We start from the raw sequence: 11,310 nt of genomic DNA, 5'->3' as shown, positions 1-11,310 counted from the left end.
ATGATTCCACCCCCCTTAAAAAATAAAAAACTCTTATCATATATATGATAAGAGTTTTTTCATTTAATTTCATTTATTTTGTTTCACGGTGCAAAGTGTGTTTTTTAAGACGTGGTGAATATTTCATAAGCTCAATACGTTCAGGATTTGTACGTTTGTTCTTTGTTGAAATATAATTACGGTCTCCTGTTTCAGTACAAGCTAAAGTAATGTTTACGCGCATGTTCTTCCCTCCAAACTTTAACAACTTGCTTTTTATCATACATATTATTACGTACAGACTTTAATTATAATAGCAGATTTTTTTAAATTTAGCAAGAATCTAATTGAAAATATTATGGTTTTCTCCTGTGTGAAACTATGATATAACTAATAATGTATGCCAAAGGAGGGAATGCCATGTTAGTTGCAATAATATCCATTATTATTGTTGCTGTTGCTCTATTTGTTTTGTCCTATTTCATGAGTGATAAATTTGAAGAGCTGGAAACTCAGCTTGAACAACTTTCGATTACGACGATGCAGGATACATATCAAATGAAGAAACAAATTAAAATTTTAGAGGAAGAGCTTATGCCTGCAGATTTAACGCAGGACGTACAATCTAATGATGGAAAAAACAGTGTATCCAATTAACAAACATAGAAGGAGAAAATTATGAAACATGCTGTACGTTCTTTTTCAATAGGATTGTTGACCAGTGCGGTTATCCTTTTCATCATTTTTTATTTTGTTGAAGACTCAGCTAAATCAGTGGAAGAAATCGACATAGATGAAATGATTGGACATATTGAAAACGAAGGATATGCCGTTCTCGATCAACAAGAATATATTTCATATAGCGTTCAGAAAAAACAAGAAGTAGAAAATGCAGAAACAGAAGAATCCAATTCAAATAAAAATGACTCCAAAAATAAAAAAGACAATGAATCTAAAGAAGAAACTAGCGATGAATCATCCAATAATGAAGCAGATGAAGAGGTAGACGAAGAAGAGGAAATAGAAGAAAAAGAAGAAGTTGAGGAAGAGCCTGAGAATAACGTTATTCAGTACACGTTAACAATTAGCCCTGGTATGGCTTCTTCTGATATTAGTGCGCTTCTAGCTGAACAAAACATTATTGAAAATGCTTCAGAATTTAATAGCTATTTAGATGAGCATGCGTATAGTCTTCGCGTCCAAATTGGAACATTTGAAGTGTCCAGTGATATGAGTTTTTACCAAATAGCAGAACGAATTGCACGATAAACGTTAAAATGCTGGTAGTAGGGAGCGATCCCTACTACCAGCATTTTTATTAATTTAAATTATAGTTCTCGCCTTTAACCAAATATAGGATATTTTCCCCTATATTTGTAATATGATCAGCAAAGCGTTCTAGATATCTTGCACAGAATGCAACTTGCATAATGTATTGTATTTTATCAGGATTGACAGCAGTTTCCCCTAGTAATTCACTCACAATAGTTTTGTATAGACGATCTACATCATCATCCATCACTGCTAATTTTTTAGCTACTGAAATATCTTCATATTTGTAAGCCTGTATTGCAGCGTACATCATATCCTTTGTCATATTATACATTTTTCTAATATCATTTGGAATAATTGACGCATTATCACCTAAATGAATCGTTGCAGTAGCAATGTTTTTAGCATTATCAGCCATTCGTTCTATATCCGTTAAAATTTTTAAAGCTGTAATAACTCTTCTTAAATCGGTAGCTACTGGTTGTTGCTTGGCAATCAATAAAATTGTTTTATCATTAATTTCAAGTTCTTTACGATCAATCTTTTTGTCGTTACTAATAACCTGCCTTGCAAGTTCTATATCCTGGCTAAATAACGCGTCAATCGCATCGTCCAAGGCTTGGCCTGCTGCGTTGGCCAGCTTAATAATATCTTCATTTAATGCATTAAGTTCACTATGAAACTGTTCACGAGTTGTCATCCATATCCCCCATTTTTTATACTGCATTCTGCACGAATAGTGGAATGTCGTAGTCTTATTATATAGCAATAATATTAAGATAATGTTAACCTAGTGTAATTTATCTTTATAAAAAAGCCTAAAATCTCATTTAGTGAAATTTTAGGCTTGTATTTATTCTTGTTCCTCTTCGTCAGTTGTCTCCTCTTGATCAGAATCTTCATCACTAGCTTTATCCCTTTTTTCTTTTAGGTCAAAGTACGTTTCCAGGATTTGTGTACCAATCTTTCGCGGTATACTATGATTATTGTCCGTTCCTGTATAAGGTGTAAGAATCGCAAAGGCAATTTCTGGTTCATCAAATGGTGCATAGCCTATTAATGCTAAGTTTCTCGTATCAGCAAGCTTTTGTCCTTCCATATAAACAGCCGTCTCAGCAGTACCTGTTTTTCCTGCTGGATTGTACGGTGAATTACCGAAATCCCCATATGCTGTTCCCCCAGATGTTTGGAATACTTGACGAAACCCTTCTTGAACACGTTTGATGTTGTCATCACTCATTTGAATTCGATTTAACACTTCGGTATTCTCTGCACTATATAATGGACCTAATTCATCTTGGGAAGCAATTGGATCATGAGCCTCCTTGAGAAAATGCGGTCGAACACGATACCCATCATTCGCAATCGTAGCAGTATATTGCGCTAATTGCATAGTTGTAAACGTATCGAACTGACCAATGGCATTATACATAAGCTCGCCTGGTGTCCGAATAGTTCCTTCTAAACCTGTCGATTCATGTGGGAAATCAATACCTGTACTCGAACCTAACCCAAATTGTCTGAAGTAATTACGCATTTCTTGAAAGCCCTGCTGCCAGTTATCATTAATCGAAAGTGGGGCATTTTCTGGGTACGGGTAGCGATTTTCTCCCATCATTTTTAAAGCAATGTAGCCCATATATACGTTTGAAGATCTTTTTAGTGCCGTTATATCATCCATTGTCCCTATATTTGAACTCGCCGACCTCAAGGGAGGTGTCTGAGCAACTCGAATAGGGCTATCGTAAAACGTCTGTCCTGGTGTAATAACTCCGGATTGTAAACCAGCCAGCACAGTAGCTCCCTTAACAACCGATCCCGGTTCATGTGCATCGGACAATGTCTTAAATGCAGCATCCACGTATTCCCCGTTTTCGCGGTCATAGTGAATTCCTGAAACAGCTAAAAGATCACCTGTCTGAGGATCTATCACTACTGCAAGAGCATCCTCTAAATAACGATTTGCATGTGGATAAGTTGTTATTGCAGTCTGTAACTCTTTTTGAACAATCTTGTCTACTTCTTCTTGAAACTCCATATCAATGCTTAGAACAAGGTCTTTTCCGCGTTCACCTTGAACAATTGTTTCTGAACCAATAATCGCACCACTTTTTGTCGTCGTATATTGGATTTGTTCTTTTCTTCCGCGTAATAAATCCTCATATTGTAACTCCAAACCACTTTTGCCTACTCGATCATTTCTGCTGTAACCTTTACTTAAATAATTTGCTTCTTCTTCAGCTGGTATTCCTTGCTCTTGTGTTGTTATGCTACCAAGCAGACTCTTTAATGTCGATCCATATGGATATTTTCGATTCCAGTCTGTTGTTGCATTTATTCCAGGTAGCTTAGCTAAATTCTCTGCTATTGTTGCATATTCCTTTGCAGTAACATTTTTATTTTTTACAATTTGTGGTGTTAAAGAATAAGCTTTATCCAGTTCCTTCTTGATTGCTATTACTTCTAGCTCTTCCTTTGAAAAATCTTTAATTTCATCCTCTGTTATTAAAGCGAGAGTTTCTTGGTATACTTCTGCATTCGTCATATTTTCTTTTTCTTCATCCGAAAGACGATCATCTGCCTCTTCTTTGTTTAGCAAATACCAATATTCTTTTCGATTTCTTTCCGTAACCCCTTTAAGCGTATCTTCATCATCCATTTCAATGTACGCTGCTAATTTCTCAGCAAGCTCTAGACGATCTTCTGCTTGCACACCTTTTGGAGGTGTATATGTTATCGAATAAACAGCTTCGTTATCGACGATAACATTACCATTACGATCATATATTTTACCCCGAGGTACAGGGATTTTGGTTGTATCCAAGTTGGTTCGTTCGATTTCCTGCTGGAAGTCCTCCCCATTTAAAATCTGAACAACTCCAAGTTGTAGAATCAATACGGAAAACAGTAAAAACACAACAAAAAACAGCATATTAATCCGAAAGGGAAGCTGTGCTCTCTTCTTCTTTTTCTTCTTACTCATTTATTTTCCCCCAGTGAAAATAATAATTTTTACTCAATAGAAAACTTGGCATTCCCTAATCTTTTTGGTGAATACCTTAGTTGCACTTATGCAGATAAGAAATTTTTCATACTTTCTTATCTGCCATAAATCATATCTCTAATTTTAACATATTTAACGGTTTTTTTCGTCTGTAATTTGTTCTTTTAATAAAACCTCTTTCTTCTTTGGACTACCAAGATAAATTTTACGCACAGAAAAATAAATCATAAAATGACCTGCGCCGAAAACCGCAAGTAAAATCGGGATAACCTCTTCCGCATGAAACAAAGATACACCTGCTAGGAAAGCTAATATAGACAAGATTCGACCACCATTTAGAAACAATTCACGAACCACAATATATTCTACACGCATTTCGCCTGCTTTCCAAGCCTTACCAATTACATCAAAAGTAAGTGATACATATGGTACGTTTATTACAGGGTACGCAATTCCAATTACAACTGCATAAATCATGAGTAACAGATAGTTTATCTCGATGATAATAATATAAATGGAAAAGTAAAGAAGTGTCGCTCCAATCAGAATCGCTTTTTTTCGCATGGAAGGTTTAATATATTTCGTAGCTATCAAATAAAAAATTACCGATAGGCCTGATAGGAACATATTGAAGGTTCCGAGCGCAAACTCGCTTTTTGTTACTAAAAAAACCCAGATTGAAATAACAAAAGCAAAGATTCCCTCTCTTAACCCTTGATAGAAATGTGCATGAAGAATTCTTTTCCAATTTTTATTACGATGCCTTTCCTCTAAAATACGTTTAAAGTGAAAAAGTCCCTCTGCACCTCGCCGTTTCAATAAAAAGCTAATGCCGACTGCACAAGCAAATAAGGCGAAGGAAATCCCGAATATTACTGTATATCCAATATTGTCCGTCATTTTAGCAATAATTGCTCCAGCTAAAATTGGTCCAGTCATTCCACCTAATGATTGTAGAATTCCAAGAAAGCCATTGAAGAAATCTCTCGTATCAGGTTCGGTAATCTCGAAGGTCAGTACATTATAAGCAAGCCAATAAAAGCCATAACCAATTCCCAATAAGCTACCGAGCAAGAAATTATACGTAGATGCTTGTTCACCAATCAGAAGGACACATAAGAAAAAGAGACATAGAAAAATAACACCCAATCTCAATACAATAATCCGGTCAACTTTTTTGGCGAGCTTTCCTGCAAGTATAAAGGTAATTGGCTGGAATAGACAGATAGCTAAATTATAATTAGCAATTGTAATGTAGTCACCCGATTGTTTCCATAAGTAAATATTAACAAACGTATTGGACAAAAAAATCCCCAACGAATAGAGTCCACCAATGAGCAATAAAATTAATAAGTCACGATTACTTTCCATTTTATCTTGAAAAAATAGGATTAGCTTTTGCATATTCGATTACTCCTCCTGCGTCTCTCTTAGTGTGAACGAAGGAGTAACAGATATACAAAAAAACATGCGGAATTAACCGCATGTTTTTAATCTTAACCTTATTATTTTGCTTCGTTATAGTTTTTTGCAACTTCATCCCAATTAACAACATTCCAGAATGCTGAAATATAATCTGGACGTCTGTTTTGGTAGTTCAGGTAGTATGCATGCTCCCAAACGTCTAAACCTAATAATGGAGTTTTACCTTCCATTAATGGAGAATCTTGGTTTGGAGTACTAGTGATTTCTAATTCACCATTATCTAGAACAAGCCATGCCCAGCCAGAACCAAAACGTCCTGTAGCAGCTGCTGCAAATTGTTCTTTAAATGCATCTAAACCGCCAAATTTCGCGTTGATTTTATCTGCTAGCTCGCCAGTTGGCTCGCCTCCACCGTTTGGTGAAAGAAGCTTCCAGAACAAGCTATGGTTAGCATGTCCACCGCCGTTATTACGTACTGCTGTGCGAATGTTCTCAGGAACTGCATTTAAATCACTGATAAGTGCTTCAACTGAATTTGCTTGAATGTCTGCATGTCCTTCTAGTGCTTCATTTAATTTGGTAACATACGTATTGTGGTGCTTCGTATGATGAATGTTCATTGTCTCTTTGTCGATTGTCGGTTCCAATGCATCGTATGCATAAGGTAACTCAGGTAGTTCAAATTTAGCCATAATTTTTTCCTCCTTAAATGAATCCAAATTATTAAGGTCTATGAAACCTTTAATTTAAAGGTTATCAGAGCTTCGCAATTCATGCAAATCTTTTGCCTTTAAAAAATGCAAGAATTTTATCATTTTTTGATAGATTTCATAAACGAATTTTTCCAAAAGAAAAAACAAGCAATCTGCTTGTTTAGGAAGTGGCTCGGGACGGAATCGAACCGCCGACACACGGATTTTCAGTCCGTTGCTCTACCGACTGAGCTACCGAGCCGTTATTATGTAATTGAATCCTTATATTTCTTATAAAGCGCAGTTACTACTTGCAAAAGAAATAAATGGAGGAGGTAGAGGGATTCGAACCCCCGCGCGGTTTGACCCGCCTGTCGGTTTTCAAGACCGATCCCTTCAGCCGGACTTGGGTATACCTCCGAGTTTTTATGGTGGACCCTGCAGGACTCGAACCTGCGACCGATCGGTTATGAGCCGATAGCTCTAACCAACTGAGCTAAGGGTCCTTCATTATTTTTGTTATAATGGGGCGACCGGTGGGGATTGAACCCACGTATGCCGGAGCCACAATCCGGTGCGTTAACCACTTCGCCACGACCGCCATTATGTATTTATTAAATTATGTATGGTAGCGGCGGAGGGGATCGAACCCACGACCTCACGGGTATGAACCGTACGCTCTCGCCAGCTGAGCTACGCCGCCACTTGGCTCCACAGGTAGGATTCGAACCTACGACCGATCGGTTAACAGCCGATTGCTCTACCACTGAGCTACTGTGGAATAATGTTAAAGTATGTCTATAGTTGCTCGTTTCAATTGGAAACGTATTAGCGACAAAATCTAATTTACCATGTTCTAGTTTTTCTGTCAACACTTGTTTTGCACATTCGCAAAACTTTTTAATCAAACTCAAAACTTTTTATGTATTCGTCATTTCTGCGACTGCGAGATTTATAATATCACGTTCTAAAATTTATTTCAACACATAAATGAATAAATTGTAGCATTTTGTAGGAAATTTTATTTTTATGTGTTTTTTTATAGTAAAAAAAAGGAGGTCTCCCCCCTTTTTTCTACTCTCCTAATACTTCTTCTGCAATGTTTACAGCATGGTCACCAATTCGTTCTAAGTTACTGATGATATCTACAAATACGATACCAGCAGATCCGCTACATAAACCTTCATTCATACGAATAATGTGTTTTTTACGGAATTGACGTTCCATTTTATCGATTTTATCCTCTTTTTGAACCACTTCTAATGCCGCTTCACGATCCATTTTTTCAAGTGATTCTACTGCTTGCTTAACCGTTAAGAGCGTTAAGTCAAACATCGTGTTTAAATCTTCCAATGCCTGTTCTGTTAAGTTAACTTTATTCGACATTTTATAATCAATTAACTCAATAATATTTTCGTAATGATCGCCAATCCGCTCAATATCACGTACTGAATTCATCAGTGATGTGTGTTTTACACTTTCAGTATCAGACAATGATCCAGCTGCAATGCTAACGAGGTAATCCGTTATTTCACGATCTAGGTTATTCAGTGCACCTTCAACTTGCATAGCCATTTCTGAATGCTTCTGATTTTGCGTTGTAACGTAAAGGTTTGTTTCCTCTAGACCTTTATGAGCAAATTCACCCATACGAATGACTTCAGCTTTCGCTTGATCTAATGCTACTGTAGAAGATTGTTGAATAAAGATTGGATCTAAATGCTTCGGCTTATATTCAATAATTGAATCTTCTCCAGGAATTAACTTCGTTACAATCCAAGCTAATACGCCAATAAATGGAAACTGAATCGCTGTATTCATCAAATTATAACTACCATGCGCAAACGCAATCGTCATTTCTGGGTTTAGATTAAGCTGCCCTTGTAAAAATGTCACAAAACTTGTAAACAAACCTAGTATCAACATAAAAATTGTCGCACCGATTAAATTAAATACAACATGTGTTAAAGCAGCACGTTTTGCTGCGATGGAAGTTCCTATCGATGCAAGAATGGCTGTGATTGTTGTACCGATATTATCACCAAGTAAAACTGGTAGTGCCGCTTCAAGTGACATAGCACCTTCTGCAAATAATCCTTGTAGAATTCCAATTGTTGCACTTGAGCTCTGTACGATAACTGTAAAAACAGTACCGATAACTACACCAAGTATTGGTGTCTCACTCATGCTCAGTGTTAATGAATGGAATACTTCAAGTTGGCTTAATGGTTTCAAACCGCTTCCCATTAATTCTAAACCAAAAAATAATGCACCAAATCCAAATATTGTTTGTCCTACTGCAGTAACTTTTTGGTTTTTAAAGAAGAATAATATAAGTGCTCCAACAGCAAGGATTGGTAGCGCATATTCACCAATATTTATACCAATAATAAACGCGGTTACTGTTGTACCAATGTTGGCACCCATGATGACACCAATGGCTTGTCGTAACGTCATAAAACCGGCATTCACGAGTCCTACAGTTAACACAGTAGTACCTGAGCTACTTTGGATTAAACCTGTTACGATAATACCTGCTAGGACTCCTAGAAAAGGATTGCTTGTAAATCGATCTAAGATGTCTCGAAGACGATCGCCTGCTGATTTTTGTAATCCATCTCCCATAAATTTAATACCTAGTAGGAAAATACCTATACCACCAATAAACTCAAATATCAGTGATTGAACTTCAATATCCACTATTGCTTTCGTCCCTTCATTTATGTTGAATCTTGTCGTTTGCACCTCTCCCATTATTAATGATTTATTAACCATTTGTAAAGGTATAAGTTAAATAATTTACATTAAATTTACATAGTGTTTTCTACCTCTATTTATTAACTACCCTTAACCTGCGTTTTTCATTCTTTTTTCATAAAAAAAAGAACAATTTCCTATTGCTAGAAAATTGTCCTCTTCGATCATCTATGCTATTTTTTCAACTAATATTTTTGTTCCATCTACTTGTGTGACCTTTACTTTGCTATTCTTAGGTATCCACTGTCCGTCCGATACTGCACTATAATCTTTATTATTTATTTTCACTGTTCCAACTGGCCTAAGGTCGTTTAGCGTAATACCTTCCTTACCAACTAACTGTTCATATTCCATATTCATAGAATTATACCCAGCTTCCTTCGTTAACTGGTCTTTCAGTGCAAGCTTCGTCCACATCTCTCTTCGTTTAAAAACTTTTAAGAAAAAGAAGGAAGCACCAGTCCCTAGCAGTACACCTAAAACAGCATATAATCCAGAAGTAAGATCATCTGCAGCTATTGCAACAGATGTCAGCATACTCGCAAGACCAATTGTTGCAAGTGTTCCATCATTCAGCAGCTTACCATCAACTATGATAAGTAATAATCCAACAAAATATATAATAAGCATAAGAATAAACGAACTACTTCCAACGTAAGCTGCAAAGTATACGGTAATAAATCCAATACCTAATAGTCCAAAAAAACCTCGCATATTAACTAAAACTTCACCAATCAAAAATAGTGTAGCTAAAAATGTTATAACAAATCCAATCCATTGTAAATCAAAAATATCCATTTTATCTCCCCCTTTCTATAATAATCATACGTATGGAATTGTAAATGGTTTCACCTAAAAGGAGAATTTGTATGTATACATTGAAGAAACTTGCACTATATACATTCATTATATTGCTGATTGTTAGTATTTTTCAAGACATAACAATTAACAACAACATGAATATTGAAAATAACACCGAAAAAAAAATGGATGCTAATGAAGTTTATACGATTGCTCATGTGAAGGTCTTACCTGGTGATACGATATTTTCAATTGTTGAATCACTAAATGAGGATAGCATTTCAACATTTCATTCAGATGTAATTATTAAAGATTTCAAAGAATTAAACCCAACAACAGACCCATATAAGCTAAAACCAGACACATTTTATTACTTTCCTCTATATCAATAAATAACTAACATATGTAAATAATGATATTTAATCTTATTTTTGGCAATGTGCAATTCTGATTAGAGCGTATACCCGCTCCGGAAATACACTTCGCTTTACGTGGGTGACCCGTGAGCCTCCTCGAACTACCGTTCTTCAGAGTCTCACTCTGGCCACGTATCTCACAGGAGGCTACGTGTATTTCCTCCGCTAGTACTGGAGCAACTACCTACTATTAGTGGAATACACTGGAACAATCTCGTAACTCCGACTAGTCCAGGTAAGGCTAGAGCCGTGCCCTAAGATGCGCATCCGCCCGAAGCGATCCCGGACGGCGAAAATTGCTCTTACCATAGCAGTTTTAGTTCATGATTATATCTATCGTGCAAAATCAGACTTTTTTCCTGGTATGAAAGTTAATTTCTGTAAGTTAAAAACCAGAACAATAAAAAGAGGCTGAAAAAATCAGCCCCGTACGATTTGTTAAAAAAATGGTAATATAAAGAGTGTGATTAAAATGGATATTGCTCCAGCTGCTATAGCGATATTCCCTAGCGTATCTGCACCGCGGCTTCTGGATACAAAACCGAAAATTATTCCGGCAACTCCAAGAACCACCGGCCACATGAAGAACGATATTACAGAAAGAGCTAAACCAATCCACCCGTAAACTGTTGTTGCACCTTCACGGCTTCGATCATCGGATTCAATTTCGTAATCATCTGCTGTAAATTCGGCAGCAAATTCTTCATTCCTCAAACTATCTGACTCAATACCGATGAAATCCTGATTTTCGGTATGTTCTCCATGATTTGGAGCTGGTTGTGTCGTTTTATCTGTACGCCTGTTCATTTCATCCATATCTTCAAGACCTCCTTATCTGTAATGAGGTGCAATTATAGTTTATGGAAAGATTCATTTTATAAAGATGTTATTTATTGGATGGTCGATTCAAATTCACCAATTAACCAACTGGGCATAAAATAGGATGTAGATAACGAGGAGGATG

The 11,310-nt window shown here is 36.5% G+C and carries 11 protein-coding genes and 6 tRNA genes; 3 read left to right on the top strand and 14 right to left on the bottom strand.

The features are described from left to right. Positions 1-73 precede the first annotated feature (73 nt). Entirely contained in the window at positions 74-223 is a 150-nt protein-coding gene (rpmG, locus tag F1560_RS07240; protein ID WP_017797039.1) for a 50S ribosomal protein L33, read from the bottom strand. Positions 224-399: 176 nt separating this feature from the next. On the opposite strand from rpmG, the gene F1560_RS07235 reads away from it, so the two are divergent. Next, positions 400-636: a hypothetical protein gene (locus tag F1560_RS07235; protein ID WP_149473966.1), complete on the top strand. Its 237-nt coding sequence runs from the start codon at positions 400-402 to the stop codon at positions 634-636. Positions 637-657: 21 nt separating this feature from the next. Then, a complete protein-coding gene (locus F1560_RS22090; protein WP_187773659.1) occupies positions 658-1,248 on the top strand; it encodes a hypothetical protein in 591 nt (196 codons plus the stop codon). 49 nt (positions 1,249-1,297) lie between these two features. Here the strand turns inward: F1560_RS22090 and phoU are convergent, their stop codons facing one another. From phoU to F1560_RS07170, 12 genes are all read right to left on the bottom strand, one after another. Further along, a complete protein-coding gene (gene phoU, locus F1560_RS07225) occupies positions 1,298-1,951 on the bottom strand; it encodes a phosphate signaling complex protein PhoU (RefSeq protein WP_149473965.1) in 654 nt (217 codons plus the stop codon). A 153-nt stretch (positions 1,952-2,104) separates the two neighbouring features. Next, positions 2,105-4,234 carry a peptidoglycan D,D-transpeptidase FtsI family protein gene (locus tag F1560_RS07220; protein WP_149473964.1) on the bottom strand — a complete coding sequence of 710 codons (2,130 nt, stop codon included), beginning with the start codon at positions 4,232-4,234 and terminating at the stop codon, positions 2,105-2,107. A 153-nt stretch (positions 4,235-4,387) separates the two neighbouring features. Then, the gene (locus F1560_RS07215; RefSeq protein WP_149473963.1) at positions 4,388-5,659 is read right to left on the bottom strand and encodes an MFS transporter; all 1,272 of its coding nucleotides are present in this window, start codon (positions 5,657-5,659) and stop codon (positions 4,388-4,390) included. Positions 5,660-5,760: 101 nt separating this feature from the next. Continuing rightward, entirely contained in the window at positions 5,761-6,372 is a 612-nt protein-coding gene (gene sodA / locus F1560_RS07210) for a superoxide dismutase SodA (RefSeq protein ID WP_149473962.1), read from the bottom strand. Between the two features lie 189 nt (positions 6,373-6,561). Continuing rightward, positions 6,562-6,634 (bottom strand) — tRNA-Phe (locus F1560_RS07205). 65 nt (positions 6,635-6,699) lie between these two features. Then, positions 6,700-6,792: transfer RNA gene (locus F1560_RS07200), tRNA-Ser, on the bottom strand. Between the two features lie 9 nt (positions 6,793-6,801). Beyond that, positions 6,802-6,878, bottom strand: a tRNA-Ile gene (locus F1560_RS07195). 19 nt (positions 6,879-6,897) lie between these two features. Then, a tRNA-His gene (locus tag F1560_RS07190) sits at positions 6,898-6,973 on the bottom strand. A gap of 25 nt (positions 6,974-6,998) precedes the next feature. Next, positions 6,999-7,075 (bottom strand) — tRNA-Met (locus F1560_RS07185). A 3-nt stretch (positions 7,076-7,078) separates the two neighbouring features. Continuing rightward, positions 7,079-7,153, bottom strand: a tRNA-Asn gene (locus F1560_RS07180). Between the two features lie 293 nt (positions 7,154-7,446). Beyond that, on the bottom strand, positions 7,447-9,072 hold the full coding sequence (locus tag F1560_RS07175) for a Na/Pi cotransporter family protein (RefSeq protein WP_149474081.1): 1,626 nt from the start codon (positions 9,070-9,072) through the stop codon (positions 7,447-7,449). A 225-nt stretch (positions 9,073-9,297) separates the two neighbouring features. Continuing rightward, positions 9,298-9,927: an NfeD family protein gene (locus tag F1560_RS07170; protein ID WP_149473961.1), complete on the bottom strand. Its 630-nt coding sequence runs from the start codon at positions 9,925-9,927 to the stop codon at positions 9,298-9,300. Positions 9,928-9,998: 71 nt separating this feature from the next. Here F1560_RS07170 and F1560_RS07165 point away from each other — a divergent pair, with 71 nt between their 5' ends. Beyond that, positions 9,999-10,322, top strand: a complete 324-nt coding sequence (locus tag F1560_RS07165) for a hypothetical protein (protein ID WP_149473960.1) — start codon at positions 9,999-10,001, stop codon at positions 10,320-10,322. Positions 10,323-10,784: 462 nt separating this feature from the next. Here the strand turns inward: F1560_RS07165 and F1560_RS07160 are convergent, their stop codons facing one another. Continuing rightward, positions 10,785-11,162, bottom strand: coding sequence for a hypothetical protein (locus F1560_RS07160; protein WP_149473959.1), 378 nt, complete (start codon positions 11,160-11,162; stop codon positions 10,785-10,787). Between the last annotated feature and the right edge of the window lie 148 nt (positions 11,163-11,310).

This window comes from Oceanobacillus polygoni, from assembly GCF_008304605.1.
Classification (GTDB): Bacteria; Bacillota; Bacilli; order Bacillales; family Amphibacillaceae; genus Oceanobacillus; species Oceanobacillus polygoni.
Note: the sequence above shows the minus strand (reverse complement) of the source record. Positions and strands in the feature narration are given on the sequence as shown.